The organism is Mycobacterium pinniadriaticum (assembly GCF_026242045.1).
Lineage (GTDB): Bacteria > Actinomycetota > Actinomycetes > Mycobacteriales > Mycobacteriaceae > Mycobacterium > Mycobacterium pinniadriaticum.
The window spans coordinates 74,639-92,754 of record NZ_JAPJDO010000006.1 but is presented as its reverse complement, the minus strand read 5'-3'; the positions used below and the strand labels follow the sequence as shown (position 1 = coordinate 92,754).

The following is an 18,116-nucleotide window of genomic DNA, read 5'->3' as shown; positions in this document are numbered from 1 at the left end:
CCCAACTAACGCTTATTCGGTGTGGCCGCGAGAAGACGTCACATCGGATGCGTCAGAGGGCGTCAGACCCCCGCTCACCCGTGCGGACCCGAACAACGGTCTCCACCGGGCTGACCCAAACCTTGCCATCGCCGATCTTGCCGGTCCGTGCGGCCTGCACGATCACGTCCACGACCTTGTCGACGGCCGAGTCATCGACTACGACCTCGACGCGGACCTTTGGGACGAAATCGACGGAGTACTCGGCGCCGCGGTAGACCTCGGTGTGGCCCTTCTGACGTCCGTACCCCTGAACCTCGCTGACCGTCATCCCAAGGATACCCGCCTGCTCGAGTCCAGTTTTGACGTCTTCCAGCGTGAACGGCTTGATGATCGCAGTGATCAGTTTCATTTCGTTCCCTTCCAAGACACTGTCGATTGTTGCCGATCAGACGAGTTCATAAGCGGTTTCGGCATGTTCAGTTGAATCAATGCCGGTGTCTTCCTCCTCGGCACTGATTCGCCAGCCCAGCGGCTTCACGACGAAGGCGAGGACCGCCGTGAGAACCCCGGTGAAGATCAACGCCGAGAGCGCGATGATGATCTGGACCACGAGTTGCTTGTAATCGTGGCCGTAGAACAGACCGCTGTCGACCGCGAGGAACCCGATACCGACGGTGCCCCACAGACCCGACACGAGGTGCACGCCGACCACGTCGAGCGAATCGTCATAGCCGAACTTGTACTTCAGGCCGATGGCCAGTGCCGAGAGAATGCCGGCGACCGCGCCGAGGATGATCGATCCGATCGGGGACAGAGCGCCACAGGCGGGAGTGATGGCCACCAGGCCGGCGACGATGCCCGATGCGGCGCCGACGCTGGTCGCATGTCCGTCGCGGATCCGCTCCACCAGGAGCCACGCCATCATGGCCGCGGCGGTGGCCGCGGTGGTGTTGACGAACACCAGGCCCGCCAATGTGTCCGCGGCGCCTTCGGAACCGACGTTGAAGCCATACCAGCCGAACCACAGAATGGCGGCGCCCAACAAGACGAACGGCACGTTGTGCGGACGGTAAGCGGTCTTGCCGAAGCCCATGCGCTTGCCCAACAGGATTGCCAGGACCAGGCCCGCCATACCGGCGTTGATGTGAACGACGGTGCCACCGGCGAAGTCGATGGGCGCGACGTTGGCCGAGCCTTCTTCATTGACACCGAAGACCTTGGCGGCAATGCCCTCACCCGAGCCCGACAGCAGGCCGCCGCCCCAAACCATGTGGGACAACGGGAAATACACAATAGTGGCCCAGAGCCCGCCGAAGACCAACCAAGTGCCGAACTTCATCCGCTCGGCCACCGAGCCGCTGATCAGGGCGACGGTGATAACGGCGAATGTCAGCTGGAAGGCGACCCAGATGATGGCCGGAACCGTGCCGAAACCGCCGGACACATAGCCGGTCGTGTCATCCCCGAGATCCTTGGTCTCCATCAGCTGATAGACACCGAATAGCGAGAACGGATTGTCGAAGATTCCGGCGATGTCCTTTTCCCCGGTATGTCCGGACGAGAACGACATCGAGTAGCCCCACAGCACGTAGATGATGGAGACCAGGCCCATCGAGCCGAACGACATCATCATCATGTTGAGGACAGACTTCTGGCGCGAAAGACCGCCGTAGAAGAACGCCAGGCCCGGTGTCATGAACAACACCATGGCCGTTGCGGCGATCACCCACGCCGTATCGCCCGCGCTCAGGCCATCCGGTCCAAATGGCTTGAACACGTCATCGGGTAATCCAAGGGGTGCGAAGAGCACTTTGTGTGAACCTCCTTTGGGAAGTGCGCCGACTAGTCGGCATCACGAGAAGGTTCGTGTGCAGCGGTTTCGTCGAGGATTCTGTTTCGTTTCGTCGATGTGAACGGACGCCACAGAGGTGTTACGCTCGTGTTTCACCAGGCATAACGTGATTTTTTGGACACAGCAGAGCCCGGTATTCTGCCCCGTTGCGCATCCTCAGCCCAGCAACGCGTCGACGAAAGCGGCCGGTTCGAACGGCGCCAGATCGTCGGGTCCCTCGCCCAGACCGACCAGCTTGACCGGCACACCGAGTTCTTGCTGGACGCGGAAGACGATGCCGCCCTTGGCCGTGCCGTCGAGCTTGGTGAGCACAACCCCGGTGACGTCGACGACCTCGGCGAACACCCGGGCCTGTGCCAGACCGTTCTGGCCGATCGTCGCGTCCAGCACCAGCAGCACCTCGTCGACCGCCGCCCGCTTGCTCACCACCCGCTTGACCTTTCCCAGCTCGTCCATCAGCCCGGTCTTGGTGTGCAGCCTTCCGGCCGTGTCGATCACCACGACATCGGCGCCGACGGCGATGCCCTTGTCGACCGCATCGAAAGCCACCGAGGCCGGATCGGCACCTTCGGCTCCGCGGATCACCTCGGCACCGACCCGCGACGCCCAACTCTGCAGTTGATCGGCGGCGGCGGCGCGGAAGGTGTCGGCCGCACCGAGGACGACCCGGCGCCCGTCGGCCACCAGGACGCGGGCCAGCTTGCCGACGGTGGTGGTCTTGCCGGTCCCGTTCACCCCGACGACCAGCAGCACCGACGGCTTGTCGGCATGCGGCAGCGCCTTGATCGAGCGGTCCAGGCCGGGGTTCAGCTCGGCGATCAGCACGTCGCGCAATACCGCACGGGCGTCGGCCTCGGTACGAACGGTGCTGCTGGCCAGGCTGCTGCGCAACTGCTCGATGACCGAGGCGGTCACCACCGGCCCGAGGTCGGCGATCAGCAGGGTGTCCTCGACCTCCTCCCAGGACGCCTCGTCGAGGTCACCGCCGCCGAGCAAACCGAGCATGCTGCGGCCCAACGCGTTCTGCGATTTGGCAAGCCGCCCGCGAAGTCGCTCCAGGCGGCCTTCCGGAGGGGCGATGGACTCGACAGCGGGCGCGGCAGGGGCGATGTCCTCGACCTCGGTCGCGGCAGGGGCGATATCCCCGGCCTCGACCTCGGGCGCGGCAGGGGCCTGCGGCTCTTCGACGACGGGCGTGAGGGCATCGGTGTCGGGGGCCGATGACGTGTCGGCCTCCTCGACCACCGGCGGCTCGGGTAGCCGCACATCGGCGATCGGCCGCTTGACCGAGTCGCGGGGCAGAGTCGCGTCGTCTCCGACACCCGGCAGGCCCGTGGCATCGACGGTGGGTGGCGCAGGGGCTGTCGTGGTGGACGACTGGGTGAAGGAAATGCCGGACGAGGCGGTATAACCGCCGGATCGGTCGATCGGTGTGGGACCCTCTGAGCTGGGGCGCAGACTGATCTGACGCCGCCGGAACCGCACCAGACCGACGACGAGCGCAGCGATGACCAGGACGGCGATGACCGCGATAGCGATCCAGAGACCCTCTGACACCGTGCCATTGTTTCAGGGCGCGAAGCGGGGCCGCGCCACCCCCGGAGAACGGGGTATCCATTGACGATGGATCAGCGCAGCGACCGGGGGACGGTTTCATCGATGGCGAGCCGAAAGCTGCGCCACATCGATGCCTGCCTGCACGGTCCCGTTTCCTACGAGACGGTGACCACCGGCTTCGAGCGCTACCGGCTGCCCTACAACGCGCTGACGCAGACCAGCCTCGGCAGTGTCGATCTGGGCACGACGTTCCTGGGTGCCCGGCTACGCGCGCCGGTACTGGTCGGGGCGATGACCGGCGGGGCCGAACTGTCCCGCACGATCAACCGCAACCTGGCCGAGGCCGCTCAGAAGCTGGGCATCGGCATGATGCTCGGTTCGCAGCGCATCATGCTCGACGACGACGTGGCCACCGCCAGCTTCGACGTCCGCGAGCTGGCACCCGACATCTTGCTGATCGGCAATATCGGCCTGGCTCAGGTCTCCGGCACGCTGGTGCCCAAACTGGCTGCGGCCCTGGGCCGCATCGGTGCCGATGCCCTGGCGGTGCACGCCAACCCCCTGCAGGAGGCGATGCAGGACAACGGCGACACCGACTTCAGCGGCTCGCTGGAGCGATTGCACCGGCTGGCCGCGGAATTCCCCTACCCGGTGCTACTCAAGGAGGTCGGTCACGGGATCGGCGCGGCGGCCGCCGAGCGGCTGCGCGGCGTGCCGATCGCCGCGGTCGACGTCGCCGGCGCGGGTGGGACTTCCTGGGCGCGGGTGGAGCAGCTGGTGCGCTACGGAGAGGTGCGCTTCCCGGCGATCGCCGAATGGGGTGTGCCGACCGCGCAGGCGCTCACCGAAGTGCGGGCGACGCTGCCGGGTATGCCACTGGTGGCATCCGGCGGCATCCGCACCGGGATGGACGCCGCCAAGGCACTGATGATGGGCGCCGACGTGGTGGCGCTGGCCCGACCGTTGCTGGCTCCCGCCATCGAGTCACCCGCCGCGGCGCTGGACGTGCTGCACGGTTTCGTCGAGGAGTTGCGGATCTGCCTGCACGGCTGCGGGGTGACCGACGTGGACGCGCTGCGCAGCCTCCCTCTCAACGCCCAAACCGACAAATCGACGCGAAAGTACGAGTAGATCAAGCCATTTCGTCGATCTCGACGCTCAGTTCCCGGCTGACACCAGCTCCTCGCCGCGCATCCGTTGCGAGATCACCGTCGTGATGCCGTCACCTTGCATGGTGACCCCATAGAGTGCGTCGGCGATCTCCATCGTCGGCTTCTGGTGGGTGATCACGATCAGCTGCGACTGCGCCCGCAGCTGCTCGAACAACCCGATCAGGCGGCGCAGGTTGACATCGTCGAGCGCGGCCTCGACCTCGTCCATGACGTAGAACGGCGACGGGCGGGCCCGGAAGATCGCCACCAGCATCGCGACCGCGGTCAGCGACTTCTCGCCACCGGACAGCAGCGAGAGCCGCTTGACCTTCTTACCCGGCGGGCGGGCCTCCACCTCGACACCGGTGGTCAGCAGATCGTTGGGGTCGGTCAACAACAGCCGGCCTTCACCACCGGGGAACAACGCCGAGAAGACCTGCCCGAACTCGCGCTCGACGTCGGCGTAGGCCTCGGCGAACACCTGCAGGATCCGGGTGTCGACGTCGGCGATCACGTCGAGCAGGTCCTTGCGGGCCGCCTTGACGTCCTCGAGCTGAGTGGCCAGGAAGTTGTAGCGCTCTTCCAGTGCCGCGAACTCCTCCAGCGCCAGCGGGTTCACCCGGCCGAGTTCGGCCAGCTCGCGTTCGGCCCGTTTGGCGCGCCGCTCCTGGGTCGGCCGGTCGAACACCAGCGGCGCGGGCGCGGTGACCTGTTCGCCGCGCTCCTTGGCCTGTTCGTATTCGGCCATCTCCAGCTCCGAGGGCGGCAGCGTGACATCGGGCCCGTACTCGGCGATCAGATCGTCGGCGGCCATGCCGAACTGTTCGAGCACCATCTGTTCGAGCTGTTCGATGCGCAACGCGGCCTGCGCCTTGGCCACCTCGTCGCGGTGCAGCGAGTCGGTCAGCGCGGCGATCCGGCTGTTCAGTGCGCCAACCTCCTCGCGGGCAGCGGCCATGGCCGTCGCCCGCTCGTGACGTTCAGCGGCCAAGCCGTCACGGCGGCGGGAGGCCGCCGCGACCACACCGGACAGCTGCTCGGCGACGCGCCGGCCGGCCTCGGCCACCGCCGCGGCCACCGCGGCGGCGTGCTCACGGGCGGCGCGGGCGCGCTGCGCGCGGATCCGCGCCTCCCGCTCGGTCGCGGCCGCGCGCCGCAGCGAATCCGCGCGTCCGCGAACGGCATTCGCACGTTCCTCGGCGGTACGCACCGCCAGCCGCACCTCGACCTCAACGGCCCGGGCTTCCTCCGCGGCGGCCTGCATGAATTGCCGGTCCACCGGCTCATCGTCGACGACGGTCTGGGTGTCCTGCGCGGCGGCCAGCCGGTTCTCCAGCTCGGTGAGCTCTTCGACCGTCTGCAGCCGGCTGGCCTCGAGTTCGTCGCGCTGGCCCTGCTGACGGCGCCACTCTTCCTCGGCGGCTCGGGCTTCCTGCCCGAGCCGACCGAGCTGTTCGTAGATCGCCGAGATGGCGGCATCGGATTCGTTGAGCGCGGCGAGGGCCTGCTCGGCGGCGTCCTGGCGGTTGCCCTGCTCGGTGAGCGCGCCGACCAGCGCGGCCGACAATTCGGCGACCTGAGTCTCGGCAGCGGCGAGTTCCGTTCTGGCCTTGTCGATTTCGCCGGCGATCTCCAGGGTGCTGGGCTTGCGATCCGAGCCGCCGCTGACCCATCCGGCGCCGACCAGGTCACCCTCGAGGGTGACCGCGCGCAGGGTGGGCCGCGCGGCGACCAGATCGAGTGCGGCTCCCAGGTCATCGACGACGGCGACGTCGGCAAGCATCGCGCTCATCGCGCCCTGCAGCCGGGCCGGCGCCTCGATCAGATCCAGCGCCCATACCACCCGATCGGGCAGCGAGCCGTGCTGACGCGGCGCAATAGGCCAGTCCCCCAACACGATTGCGGCACGGCCGCCGTCGGCCTCCTTCAGCGCCCGGACTGCCGAGCGGGCGGCGTCGAAGTTGTCGGCGGCCACGGCGTCAGCGGCGGCGCCGAGCACCGCCGCCAACGCCACCTGGTAGCCGGGCCGCACCTTGACCAGCTTGGCGATTGTGCCGAAAAGTCCTGCTTCGCTACGGTTTTGCGTCAACCACGCCGAGCCGTCCTTGCGCTCCAACCCGACCGCCAGTGCATCGATGCGGGCCCGCAGCGAGGCCACCTGCCGCTCCGCGGCGCGCTCGGCGGACTGCAATTCGGCCACCCGCTCGTCGGCCAGCCGTAGCGCGGTGATCGACCGGTCGTGGTGCTCGTCGAGCCCGACCTCGCCCTGATCGAGCTCGCCGACCCGGCCCTGCACGGTCTCGAACTCGGCCCTGGCCTGTTGGGTGCGGGCCGCGGCCTCCTCGATCGCGGTGGTCAGCCGGGCCACCCCGTCATCGATGGATTCGACCCGGGCGCGCAGGGTGTCCACCTGACCGGCCAGGCGCGCCAGCCCTTCGCGGCGGTCTGCCTCGGCACGCACGGCCGCCATGTGTTCGCGTTCGGCCTCGGCGGCCGCCCGTTCGCGTTCGCCGAGTTCGGCGCGGGCGACCTCCAGCCGGGACTGGGCTTCGGCCAGCTCGGCCAGCAGCTCCTGTTCCCGCGCGGCGACCTCGTCGGCCTCGGCGTCCAGGGCGTCGGGGTCCGGGCCGGTGCTCGCAGTCGGCTCGGCGTCCAGGTATTGGGCTCGCTCGCTGGCGATGCGGACGGTCGCGCCGACCCGCTCGGCCAGCGCGGAGAGCCGGAACCAGGCCTGCTGGGCGGCGTCGGTGCGTTCGGAGAGGGTGGCGACGGCGGCCTCGTGGCTCGCCAACGCCTGGCTGGCGACGTCCAGACGGGTGGCGGCCTCGTCGTGCTCGCGGCGCAGTGTGGTCTCGGTGTCGTCGGCCCCGGCGAACTCGGCGCGGCGCGTCACCAGGTCGTCGGCGGCCAGCCGCAACCGTGCGTCGCGCAGGTCGGCCTGAATGGTCTGAGCCCGGCGCGCCATCTCGGCCTGCCGGCCCAGCGGCTTGAGCTGGCGGCGCAGCTCGGTGGTGAGGTCGGTGAGCCGGGCCAGATTGGCCGACATCGACTCGAGCTTGCGGACCGCCTTTTCCTTGCGTTTGCGGTGCTTGAGCACGCCGGCGGCCTCTTCGATGAAGGCTCGGCGGTCCTCGGGGCGAGATTCCAGGATCTGGGAAAGCCGGCCCTGACCGACGATGACGTGCATCTCGCGCCCGATGCCGGAGTCGGATAGCAGTTCCTGGACGTCCATCAGCCGGCAGCTGCTGCCGTTGATCTCGTACTCTCCGGCACCGTCGCGGAACATCCGCCGGGTGATCGACACCTCGGAGTACTCGATGGGCAGCAGGTTGTCGGAGTTGTCGATGGTCAATGTCACCTCGGCACGCCCGAGCGGCGCGCGTGACGAGGTGCCGGCGAAGATGACGTCCTCCATCTTGCCGCCGCGCAGCGTCTTGGCGCCCTGCTCGCCCATTACCCACGCCAGCGCGTCGACGACGTTGGACTTACCGGAGCCGTTGGGACCGACCACGCAGGTGATGCCGGGCTCGAAGCGCAGAGTCGTCGGCGACGCGAAGGATTTGAAGCCCTTCAGCGTCAGACTCTTGAGGTACACGGGGTGCCACCTTACCGGCGGATGAGGGCCTGGTAGCGCAACCGTGCTGCGTGGTTAACGGGTGTCCTGCCGGACGTTCATCGCCCGGCCGTTGCGTGCACACAGGCGGGACTGAAGTGACGAATGTTACTTCAGTGGTTTACTTTTCGACAAAGCCCCGCAACGGCTCGCCGGGTTCGGTGAAGTCGGCGACCACTTTGTCCACCGATCCGGGAGTGGTTCCGCCCCGCAACAGTTCCAGCAGCCGCTCACAGTCGGCGCGGGGTCCCTGCGCCACGACCAGCACCCGGCCGTCGGGCTGGTTGCTGGCATAGCCGGTGAGCCCCAATTCCAGCGCCCGGGACCGCGTCCACCAGCGGAAACCCACGCCCTGGACGTAGCCGTGCACCCAGGCGGTCAGCCGGGTGTCAGGCCCGGCCAACGTCGGTCACCTCGAATCGAACCTCGGCGCCGGATTTCAGGGTGCGCCCCACCGTGCACACCTGGTCGATGGCGCGACTGACCACCATGACCAGGCGTTCGATCTCCTCGGCCGACAGCCCGGACAGGTCGATCTCGAGTGTCTCCTCCAGCAGCGGGTAGCGCTCCTGGTCCCGGTCGGCCGGTCCGGAAACCTTGATCACCGCCGGGTAGTCGTCGCCCAGCCGGCGGCGCAGGGGCTGGTCGCTGCTCAGGCCGCTGCAGCCGGCCAGCGCGATCTTGAGCAGCTCACCGGGGGTGAACACGCCCTCGTCGGTCTCCGAGCCGATCAGCACCTCCGCGCCGCGGCTGCTGCGCCCGGTGTAGCGCCGGACGCCGGTGCGTTCCACCCACAGATCAGTCATGTCGCCTTCCTTTGCGCCCAAACCGACATTTGGGCGGGAAAGTGCGAGTAAATCACGCCATTACGTCGATCTCGACGAAGGTCAACGCCTGGGTCTTGGCTGACACTTCGGGCAGTAGAACGACGAGCGGTTCATGAACTTCTCCCGCCGGATCGCCGTCCCGCAGCGCGGGCAGGGTAAATCCTCGCGACCGTAGACGTTCAGCGACCGATCGAAGTAGCCGGACTGGCCATTGACGTTGACGTAGAGCGAGTCGAAGGAGGTCCCACCCTGGCCCAGCGCCTCGCGCATCACCTCGGTGGCCGCATCCAGCAGTTCGCCGAGCTGGCGGCGGGTCAGGTTGGCGGCCAGACGGGCACCGTTGATCTTGGCCCGCCACAGCGCCTCGTCGGCGTAGATGTTGCCGATCCCCGACACGACGGTCTGGTCGAGCAGCTGCCGTTTGATCTCGGAGTGCTTGCGGCGCAAGACCGTAACGACGGTATCGCGGTCGAACAGCGGGTCCAGCGGGTCGCGGGCGATGTGGGCCACCGGCGCCGGAACACGACTGCCGTCGACGTCGACCAGTTCGGCCAGCTGCCACCCGCCGAACGTGCGCTGGTCGACGAAACTCAGTGCGGTGCCGTCGTCGAGCAGCGTCGCGATCCGCAGGTGTTCGGTGTTCGGGACCGGACCGAGCAGCATCTGCCCACTCATCCCGAGGTGCACCACCAGGGCTGACTCATCGGAGAGATTGAGCCATAAGTACTTTCCGCGCCGGTCCGTTCCGATGACCTGTGCGCCGAGCAACCGCGCGGTCAGATCGGCGGCGCCGGCCTCATGTCGGCGCACCGCGCGCGGATGGTGCACCCGCACCGCGCTGATCGACCTACCGGCGACGTGGGCTTGCAGCCCGCGCCGGACGACCTCGACCTCGGGCAGCTCAGGCATGACGTCGAAGGAGATGGTGGCTCAAGCGTTTTCCAACGCGTTCCAGGCCGCTGCGGCCGCCTTCTGTTCGGCTTCCTTCTTCGAGCGGCCCACTCCGCGCCCGTGCTCGGTGTCCATCACCATCACCACGGCGGTGAACTCCTTGTCGTGGTCGGGACCCGTCGAGGTGACGACGTAGGACGGCGGGCCGAGATTGCGTGCGGCGGTGAGCTCTTGCAGGCTGGTCTTCCAATCCAGGCCGGCGCCCAGCGTCGGGGCGGTGTCCAACAGCTTGCCGAACAGCCGCAGGATGACCACGCGCGCGGTGTCGATGCCGTGCTGGAGGTAGACCGCGCCCAGCAGCGATTCCATGCCGTCGGCGAGGATGCTGGACTTGTCCGCCCCGCCGGTGTTGACCTCGCCACGACCCAGCAGCAGATGCGCCCCCAGACCCTCGTCGGTCAGGCCGCGTCCCACGTCGGCCAGCGCCTGGGTGTTGACGATGCTGGCCCGCAGCTTGGCCAGGTCGCCCTCGGAGCGGTCGGGGTGGCGGTGGAACAGCTCGTCGGTCACCGTGAGGCCCAGAACCGCGTCGCCGAGGAATTCCAGCCGCTCATTAGTGGGCAGTCCGCCGTGTTCGTAGGCGTAACTGCGGTGTGTCAGCGCCAACGTCAGCAATTCTTCGGGCATCTCGACACCGAGCGCGTCCAGCAGCTTTTCTCGTGAGGGGCTCACGAAGCGCCGGCCCCCCGCTCGGGGACGTTCTCCTCGTTCGCGGCGGGAAACATATCCGCCAGCTTGGCAAAGCGCGGATCGATCCGATCGTGCTGGTGGCCCGGCTCGGCGGTGGCCAGCGGCACACCGCACTGCGGGCACAACCCGGGGCAGTCCTCGGTGCACAGCGGCGCGAACGGCAAGGCCAGGCCGACGGCGTCGACGATCGACTGCTCGAGGTCGACGGTCTGGTCGACGACGTGACCGACCTCGTCGGACTCGGTGGTGGATTCGGTCGCGCTGTCGGGATAGGCGAACAGTTCGGTCAGCGCGATCTCGACGTCACCGGTGACCGGGGTAAGGCACCGGGAGCACTCGCCCCGAGTGGGGGCGCGCATCGTGCCGGTGACCAGGACGCCCTCGGACACCGATTCCAGCCGCAAGTCCAGGGTCAGTTCCGCGCCACGTTCGATCGCGGCCAGGTCCAATCCGATTCGGGACGGGCTGGGCACCGTCTCGTGCAGCTCCAGCATCGCACCGGGGCGCCGCCCCAACCGGGAGATGTCGAACACGAGCGGCGACCCCGATCCGCGCCGACGTCGGGCACTGTGTGGCGTCGCCATGAATCCGATCTTAAAACCCGGCGCTACCCGACTCAGGCGGTAGTCGCGGGTCTGCCGCTCAGCGCTGCGCGTAGTCGTGGGTGCCCGCCGCGGTCCGCAGCTGGTGACGGCCCCGGCTCACCGACCGCAAGGTGCCGTTCAGGTAGTCCTCGAACTGGGCGAGTTTGTTGTCGACGTAGATGTCGCACTCGCCGCGCAGCCGGTCGGCCTCGGCGTGTGCGGTGTCGATCAGCCGGGCCGACTCAGCGTTGGCCGCCTGCACGACCTCCGTCTGCGAGATCAACCGCTGCTGCTCCTTGATGCCTTCCTGCACGGCCTTCTCGTAGGAGATATTGCCGTTCTCCACCAGCCGGTCGGCCTCGGCCTTGGCCCTGCTGCTGGCGGCCTCGTACTCCCGTTTGGCGGTCGCGGCGAGGCGGGCGGACTCCTCGCGCGCTTCGTGGACCATGCGTTCGCTGTGCTGGCGGGCCTCGGCCACCATCCGGTCGGCCTGTGACTTTGCTTCGGCCAGCAGGCGGTCCGCCTCGGCGCGGGAATGGCTGAGCAGCGAGTCAGCCTCGGCGGTGGAGTTCGACACCATCGATTCGCTGTGCTCTTTGGCCTCCCGCAGCAGCGAATCGCGGGCGTCCAGCACATCCTGGGCGTCGTCGAGCTCGCCGGGGATCGCGTCCTTGATGTCATCGATGAGTTCGAGCACGTCACCGCGAGGGACCACGCATCCAGCCGTCATCGGAACGCCGCGGGCCTCTTCGACGATTGCGCTCAGCTCGTCGAGCGCTTCAAAAACTCGGTACACGGCGCCGCCCTCCTGGCGTAGTTGGTAGTGACCAGTGTGCCTGGTGTTACGCCTGTGACAGTGGTGGCGGGCCCGGTGTGTCGGAAAGACGTTTCCGGCAACCGCACCGGTCAGCGGCGTCTGGTGGGAGATTATGTCGGGCTGGGGTGCGGATGGGTGGGTAATCCACGACCCCGTTCGCGGCTCGAGCTCAGCGACCGGACAGTTTGGCCCGCAGGCGGCGGTTCACCGACTCCGGCAGCAACGCCGAGACGTCACCGCCCAGCGTCGCCACCTCTTTGGCCAGCGACGACGACACGAACGAATACTGCGGTGTGGTGGCCACGAAGAACGTGTCCACCCCGGCGATGTGCTTGTTCATCTGAGCCATCTGCAGCTCGTATTCGAAGTCGGTTCCGGTGCGCAGGCCCTTGACGATCGCGGTGAAACCGCGCTGCTTGACGAAGTCGACAACCAGGCCCTGCCCCGACTCGGCGCGCAGGTTCGGCAGGTGTGCGGTGGCTTCGGAGATCATGGCGATCCGCTCATCGATGTCGAACATCCCCGACTTGTTGGGGTTGATCAGCACGGCGACGATCACCTCGTCGAATTGCGCGGCGGCGCGCTCGAAGATGTCGACATGGCCCAGCGTCACCGGATCGAACGATCCCGGACATACCGCGCCACTCATTCCGGAAACGCTATCAGGCTCGCGTTAGCACTCCCCCAGCTCAACCCTGGTGTCCCCGTACCGACGCACCGGCCACCCGGTCCAGCCCGCCGGCCAGGTGAGTTCGGCCGAGGCGGCCGGCCGTTCGATCACGACGACGGTGCCCGGCCCGAGCCAGCCATTGCGGTCCAGACTGTCGAGCAGCGCTTCGATCTCCGCGGTCGGCACCTCATAGGGCGGGTCGGCCAGCACAAGATCCACCGGACCGTCCGCGCCCGCCCCCAACACCGCGGTGACCGTGCCGCGCCGCACGGTCGCACCGTCCAGCCCCAGGGTCGCGATATTGCGTTTGATGACCGCTACTGCGCGCGAATCACTTTCGACGAATAGCGCCGAGACCGCGCCACGCGACAGTGCCTCGAGCCCGAGCGCGCCCGACCCCGCATAGAGGTCCAACACCCGCAGCCCGTCGAAATCCCGGCGCGCGGCGAGGACATTGAACAGCGCCTCTCGGACCCGGTCGGTGGTCGGGCGTGTTCCGCGCGCCGGCACATCGATGCGCCGGCCACCGGCGCTGCCTCCGACGATCCGGGTCAGGCCGAGCCCCCGATCACCGCCAGCAGGTCCCCGCCTTCGACCTGGGCGGTGCTGGCGACGGCGACGCGGTGGACGGTGCCGGCCTTGGGCGCGGTGATGGCGGCCTCCATCTTCATCGCCTCGATGGTGGCGATGGTCTGGCCGGCGGCGACCTCGTCACCCACGGCCACCCCGACGGTGACCACCCCGGCGAACGGGGCGGCGATATGGTCGGGGTTGGCGCGGTCGGCCTTCTCCGCCGTCGGCACCGTCTCGGCGATGCTGGTGTCGCGCACCAGCACCGGGCGCAACTGGCCGTTGATGATGCACATGACCGTGCGCATCCCCCGCTCATCGGCGTCGGAGATCGCCTCCAGCCCGACGATGAGGTCGACACCGCGCTCGAGCACGATACGATGCTCGTCACCGTGACGTAGCCCGCAGAAGAACTGGTTGGCACTCAACCCCGACGTGTCCCCGTATTCCTCCCGGTGGGCTTCGAATTCCCTTGTGGGGCCGGGGAACAGCAGCCGGTTCAGTGCGGCCTGGCGCAGCACTCCGGGCTCGCCGAGCACCTTCTCGTCCTCGACCGACAGCGGCTGCTCGGGTTTGGCCGGCCCGCGGCCCTCCAATGCCTTGGTGCGCAACGGTTCCGGCCAGCCGCCGGGCGGGTCACCCAGTTCGCCGCGCAGGAAGCCGATCACCGAATCGGGGATGTCGTGACGCGCGGGGTCCTCAGCGAATTCTTTCGCGGTGATGCCCGCACCGACCAATGCCAACGCCAAATCTCCGACCACCTTGCTCGACGGGGTGACCTTGACCAGGCGGCCCAGGATCGCATCGGCTCCGGCATAGGCGTCTTCGATGTCCTCGAACCGGTCGCCCAGCCCCAGCGCGATGGCTTGGGTGCGCAGGTTGGAAAGCTGGCCGCCGGGGATCTCGTGGGTGTAGACCCGCCCGGTCGGTGCGGGCAAGCCCGCCTCGAACGGGGCATATGCCCGCCGCAGCAGCTCCCAGTACGGCTCCAGATCGCACACCGCACCCAGGTCCAGACCGGTGTCGAAGGTGGTGTGCGCCGCGGCGGCGACGATCGCCGACAGCGGCGGCTGGCTGGTGGTGCCCGACAACGGCGCCGCCGCCCCGTCGACCGCACTCGCGCCCGCCTGCCAGGCCGCGACATAGGTGGCCAGCTGGCCGCCGGGGGTGTCGTGGGTGTGCACGTGCACCGGCAGGTCGAAGCGACTGCGCAGCGCCGACACCAGGGTGGCCGCCGCCGGCGGACGCAGCAGGCCGGCCATGTCCTTGATCCCCAGCACGTGCGCGCCCGCGTCGACGATCTGCTCGGCCAACCGCAGCCAATAATCGAGCGTGTAGAGAGTCTCGGCCGGGTCGGACAGGTCACCGGTATAGCTCATCGCGACTTCGGCAACGGCCGAACCGGTTTGGCGCACCGCGTCGATCGCGGGTCGCATCGACTCGACATTGTTGAGTGCATCGAAGATGCGGAAGATGTCGACACCGGTGCGGGCGGCCTCGTCGACGAACGCATGAGTCACCGCCTCCGGGTACGGCGTGTACCCCACGGTGTTGCGCCCGCGCAGCAACATCTGCAGGCAGATGTTGGGCATCGCCTCCCGAATCGACGCCAGCCGCTCCCACGGGTCTTCCTTGAGGAAGCGAAGCGCCACATCGTAAGTGGCGCCACCCCAGCATTCGATCGACAACAGCTGCGGAGTCAGCCGCGCAATGTAGGGAGCCACCGCCAGTAATCCCGATGAACGCACCCGTGTCGCCAGCAGCGACTGATGCGCATCGCGGAACGTCGTATCGGTCACGCCGACGGCCGGGGAATCCCTGAGCCACTGGGCGAATCCCTCGGGGCCCAATTCGACCAGGCGTTGCTTGCTGCCCGGCGGCGGGGTGGTCGAGGCGATGTCGATCTCGGGCAGCTTGTCCTGGGGGTAGACGCGGGGACGGTCGCGGTAGGGCGAGTTGACCGTCACCTCGGCCAGGAATTTGAGCATCTTGGTGCCGCGGTCGGCCGAGGTACGTGCCGTCAGCAGCTGCGGACGCTCGTCGATGAACGACGTGGTGATGCGTCCGGCCCGGAAGTCCGGGTCGTCCAGAACAGCTTGCAGGAACGGGATATTCGTCGACACCCCGCGGATTCGGAATTCGGCGACCGCACGCCTGGCCCGGGCCACCGCGGCCGGAAAATCACGGCCCCGGCAGGTGAGTTTCACCAGCATCGAATCGAAGTGTGCCGCGACCTCGGCGCCCAGATGCGTTCCGCCGTCGAGTCGGATTCCCGCCCCACCCGGTGACCGGTACGTGGTGATCCGCCCGGTGTCGGGCCGGAAACCGTTAGCCGGGTCCTCGGTGGTGATCCGGCATTGCAGCGCCGCGCCGTGGGGCCGGATCGACTGCTGGGTCAGCCCCAGGTCGGCCAGCGTCTCCCCCGCGGCGATCCGTAACTGCGCCGACACCAGATCGACATCGGTGATCTCCTCGGTCACGGTGTGCTCGACCTGGATCCGGGGATTCATCTCGATGAACACATGCCGGCCGCGCTCGTCGAGCAGGAATTCGACGGTGCCCGCGCAGCTGTAGCCGATGTGCCGGGCGAACGCGACCGCGTCGGCACAGATCTGGTCACGTAGAACCGGATCCAGGTTGGGCGCCGGAGCCAGCTCGATGACCTTCTGATGGCGGCGCTGCACACTGCAGTCCCGTTCGAACAGATGGATCACATTGCCGTAGGTGTCGGCCAGGATCTGGACCTCGATATGGCGCGGATTGACCACGGCCTGCTCGAGGAACACCGTGGGATCCCCGAACGCGGACTCGGCCTCGCGACTGGCCGCCTCGATCGCCTCCGGCAGCCCCGACGGATCAGTCACCCGGCGCATACCGCGTCCGCCGCCGCCTGCGACCGCCTTGACGAACAACGGGAACTCCATGGCGGTCGCGGCTTCGACCAGTTCATCCACCGACGACGAGGGCACTGACGACGCGAGTACCGGCAGCCCCGCCGCCGCGGCCGCCGCGATCGCGCGGGCCTTGTTTCCGGTGAGCTCCAGGATCGCCGCGTCGGGCCCGATGAAAGTGATGCCCGCCGCCGCGCAGGACGACGCCAGTTCGGGATTCTCCGACAAGAAGCCGTAACCCGGGTAGATCGCGTCGGCGCCGGCCGCCTGTGCGGTGGCAACGATCTCGTCGACCGACAAATACGCACGCACCGGATGCCCGATGTCGCCGATCTGATACGACTCATCGGCCTTCAGCCGATGCAGCGAATTGCGGTCCTCATAGGGATAGATCGCAACCGTGCCGATGCCCATCTCGTAGGCGGCGCGGAAGGCGCGAATCGCGATCTCACCACGGTTAGCAACAAGGACTTTGGAGATCACGTGCGGACCCTACCCCCCGTGCCGACGCGGCGCGACTAGATGAGTGTCGACCAATAGTTCCAGAACCGGACCAGAATCAGCAGGATAACCGCGGTGAACCACAGCGTCACCAGCGACCAGCGCCACGTGTAGAGCACCCGGGCCACCGCGTTACCGGCGAACGGGCGAAGCGCGATCGAGGACACCACCACCAACAGCGGGATCGTGACCGACCACACCACCATGCAGTAGGGGCACAGCGCACCGATGCGGTACAGCGTCTGGAAGATCAGCCAGTGGATGAACACCACGGCCAACGCCGTGCCGGCCGTCAGGCCCAGCCAGTACCACCGGGGCAGCCGGACCTTGGCGACCGCCAGCACTCCGGTGACCACGACGACGGAGAACCCGGCGATGCCGAGCAACGGGTTGGGGAAGCCGAACAGCGACGCCTGCGGGGTGACCATCACCGACCCGCAGGAGAGCACCGGGTTGATGCTGCAGGTCGGCACGTAGGCCGGGTTGATCAGGATCTCGATCTTCTCGATCGCCAGGGTCGCCGACGCGACCAGACCCACGACACCGGCGATCAGCACCCACCAGGCACTGGCCGCACGCACCGCGACTCCGCCCGGCGCGGCCCCCGCCTCGGCGGCGGGTTCCGTCGGCTCCACCGGCGCCGGGGTCGCCACGCTCACGGCGCCACGGGGGCCGGAGTAGCCGGAGCGGGAGCCGCCGGGGCCGGGGTCGACGCGCCGTCCAAACCCGGCACGTTGCCGACGACGGCCTTCACCTTGGCGACCAGATCCTCGGGGGAGGCGGGACTGATGTCCTCGCCGTTGAGCCGGACGGTCGGTGTCGCGGAGATCTTGGCGGCCGCGGCCAGGCCGTTGACCATGTCGTCGTACTTCCCGCTGTTGATGCACTGCGGAACGCCGCCGACAACACCGGCCTGACGGGCGGTCTCGATCAGCGCGTTGTTGTCCGGCACGTTGGCCGAGCCCTCCTCAGGCTGCTGGGCGAACAACGCGCCGTGGAACCGCAGGAAGGCCTCTTTGTTCTCGTCGGCGACGCAGTAGGCGGCGTTGGCAGCGCGCGTCGAGTAGTTCTTGTTGACCGGTGAGTTCAGGATGGCGACCATGTAGTAATCGGTGGCCACCGCTCCGGCGTCGACCAGCTTGGTGATGGTCGGGCCGTAGTCCTTCTCGAATTCCTTGCAGTGCGGGCACTGGAAGTCCTCGTAGAGGGACAGAACTGCCTTGGGCTCGTCGGTGCCGTCCTTCTTGATCAGCGCGGGAGACGTGATCCGTACGGCTTGCGCGTCGCCGCTCGCGACCTTCTTGTCGTGACCCATCACGATGTAGAGGACCAGAGCCACGGCGAAGATGACGACGATCGCGGTAAGCCCCAGCTGGATGATGAGGTTGCGCCTGCGGTCCTGGGCTTTCAGGTCGTAGCGGGGGGCGCTTTTCTTGTTCGTGGCCACGGGTCGGCTGATC

The 18,116-nt window shown here is 67.9% G+C and carries 16 protein-coding genes; 1 reads left to right on the top strand and 15 read right to left on the bottom strand.

Annotated features, from left to right (window positions below):
* Positions 1-52: 52 nt before the first annotated feature.
* The 3 genes from ORI27_RS09335 to ftsY form a co-directional block, all read right to left on the bottom strand.
* Positions 53-391, bottom strand: coding sequence for a P-II family nitrogen regulator (locus ORI27_RS09335; protein ID WP_265996461.1), 339 nt, complete (start codon positions 389-391; stop codon positions 53-55).
* Between the two features lie 36 nt (positions 392-427).
* Entirely contained in the window at positions 428-1,792 is a 1,365-nt protein-coding gene (locus tag ORI27_RS09330) for an ammonium transporter (RefSeq protein WP_407666256.1), read from the bottom strand.
* Between the two features lie 198 nt (positions 1,793-1,990).
* Positions 1,991-3,391, bottom strand: coding sequence for a signal recognition particle-docking protein FtsY (ftsY, locus tag ORI27_RS09325; protein ID WP_265996460.1), 1,401 nt, complete (start codon positions 3,389-3,391; stop codon positions 1,991-1,993).
* 66 nt (positions 3,392-3,457) lie between these two features.
* Between ftsY and fni the strand changes: the two genes are divergently transcribed.
* Positions 3,458-4,522: a type 2 isopentenyl-diphosphate Delta-isomerase gene (gene fni / locus ORI27_RS09320; RefSeq protein ID WP_265996459.1), complete on the top strand. Its 1,065-nt coding sequence runs from the start codon at positions 3,458-3,460 to the stop codon at positions 4,520-4,522.
* A 27-nt stretch (positions 4,523-4,549) separates the two neighbouring features.
* On the opposite strand, the gene smc is transcribed toward fni, so the two are convergent.
* The 12 genes from smc to ORI27_RS09260 all read right to left on the bottom strand — a co-directional run bounded on the left by smc (position 4,550) and on the right by ORI27_RS09260 (position 18,103).
* On the bottom strand, positions 4,550-8,137 hold the full coding sequence (gene smc, locus ORI27_RS09315; protein ID WP_265996458.1) for a chromosome segregation protein SMC: 3,588 nt from the start codon (positions 8,135-8,137) through the stop codon (positions 4,550-4,552).
* Positions 8,138-8,276: 139 nt separating this feature from the next.
* Positions 8,277-8,558 carry an acylphosphatase gene (locus ORI27_RS09310; protein ID WP_265996457.1) on the bottom strand — a complete coding sequence of 94 codons (282 nt, stop codon included), beginning with the start codon at positions 8,556-8,558 and terminating at the stop codon, positions 8,277-8,279.
* Entirely contained in the window at positions 8,545-8,961 is a 417-nt protein-coding gene (locus tag ORI27_RS09305) for an OsmC family protein (RefSeq protein WP_265996456.1), read from the bottom strand. Before ORI27_RS09305 ends, ORI27_RS09310 begins: the two co-directional genes overlap by 14 nt.
* Positions 8,962-9,042: 81 nt before the next feature.
* Complete coding sequence (gene mutM / locus ORI27_RS09300) at positions 9,043-9,891, bottom strand: bifunctional DNA-formamidopyrimidine glycosylase/DNA-(apurinic or apyrimidinic site) lyase (RefSeq protein ID WP_265996455.1); 849 nt, start codon at positions 9,889-9,891, stop codon at positions 9,043-9,045.
* A gap of 21 nt (positions 9,892-9,912) precedes the next feature.
* Positions 9,913-10,560, bottom strand: coding sequence for a ribonuclease III (rnc, locus tag ORI27_RS09295; RefSeq protein WP_407666269.1), 648 nt, complete (start codon positions 10,558-10,560; stop codon positions 9,913-9,915).
* A gap of 41 nt (positions 10,561-10,601) precedes the next feature.
* A complete protein-coding gene (locus tag ORI27_RS09290) occupies positions 10,602-11,207 on the bottom strand; it encodes a YceD family protein (RefSeq protein WP_265996453.1) in 606 nt (201 codons plus the stop codon).
* Between the two features lie 58 nt (positions 11,208-11,265).
* Positions 11,266-12,003: a cell division protein SepIVA gene (sepIVA, locus tag ORI27_RS09285; RefSeq protein WP_265996452.1), complete on the bottom strand. Its 738-nt coding sequence runs from the start codon at positions 12,001-12,003 to the stop codon at positions 11,266-11,268.
* A 190-nt stretch (positions 12,004-12,193) separates the two neighbouring features.
* Complete coding sequence (gene coaD, locus ORI27_RS09280; RefSeq protein ID WP_265996451.1) at positions 12,194-12,673, bottom strand: pantetheine-phosphate adenylyltransferase; 480 nt, start codon at positions 12,671-12,673, stop codon at positions 12,194-12,196.
* Positions 12,674-12,697: 24 nt separating this feature from the next.
* Positions 12,698-13,249, bottom strand: a complete 552-nt coding sequence (gene rsmD, locus ORI27_RS09275; RefSeq protein WP_265996637.1) for a 16S rRNA (guanine(966)-N(2))-methyltransferase RsmD — start codon at positions 13,247-13,249, stop codon at positions 12,698-12,700.
* Complete coding sequence (locus ORI27_RS09270; protein WP_265996450.1) at positions 13,246-16,638, bottom strand: pyruvate carboxylase; 3,393 nt, start codon at positions 16,636-16,638, stop codon at positions 13,246-13,248. The genes rsmD and ORI27_RS09270 overlap by 4 nt, the downstream gene beginning before the upstream one ends.
* Before the next feature lie 35 nt (positions 16,639-16,673).
* Complete coding sequence (locus ORI27_RS09265; RefSeq protein ID WP_407666255.1) at positions 16,674-17,315, bottom strand: vitamin K epoxide reductase family protein; 642 nt, start codon at positions 17,313-17,315, stop codon at positions 16,674-16,676.
* Positions 17,312-18,103: a DsbA family protein gene (locus ORI27_RS09260; protein ID WP_265996449.1), complete on the bottom strand. Its 792-nt coding sequence runs from the start codon at positions 18,101-18,103 to the stop codon at positions 17,312-17,314. Before ORI27_RS09260 ends, ORI27_RS09265 begins: the two co-directional genes overlap by 4 nt.
* Between the last annotated feature and the right edge of the window lie 13 nt (positions 18,104-18,116).

Bases quoted from the DNA above. Each gene is read 5' to 3' on its own strand.
- ORI27_RS09335 (WP_265996461.1), bottom strand. From the start codon at position 391: ATGAAACTGATCACTGCGATCATCAAGCCGTTCACGCTGGAAGACGTC.
- fni (WP_265996459.1), top strand. From the start codon at position 3,458: ATGGATCAGCGCAGCGACCGGGGGACGGTTTCATCGATGGCGAGCCGA.
- ORI27_RS09305 (WP_265996456.1), bottom strand. From the start codon at position 8,961: ATGACTGATCTGTGGGTGGAACGCACCGGCGTCCGGCGCTACACCGGG.
- mutM (WP_265996455.1), bottom strand. From the start codon at position 9,891: ATGCCTGAGCTGCCCGAGGTCGAGGTCGTCCGGCGCGGGCTGCAAGCC.
- rnc (WP_407666269.1), bottom strand. From the start codon at position 10,560: ATGCCCGAAGAATTGCTGACGTTGGCGCTGACACACCGCAGTTACGCC.
- ORI27_RS09290 (WP_265996453.1), bottom strand. From the start codon at position 11,207: ATGGCGACGCCACACAGTGCCCGACGTCGGCGCGGATCGGGGTCGCCG.
- coaD (WP_265996451.1), bottom strand. From the start codon at position 12,673: ATGAGTGGCGCGGTATGTCCGGGATCGTTCGATCCGGTGACGCTGGGC.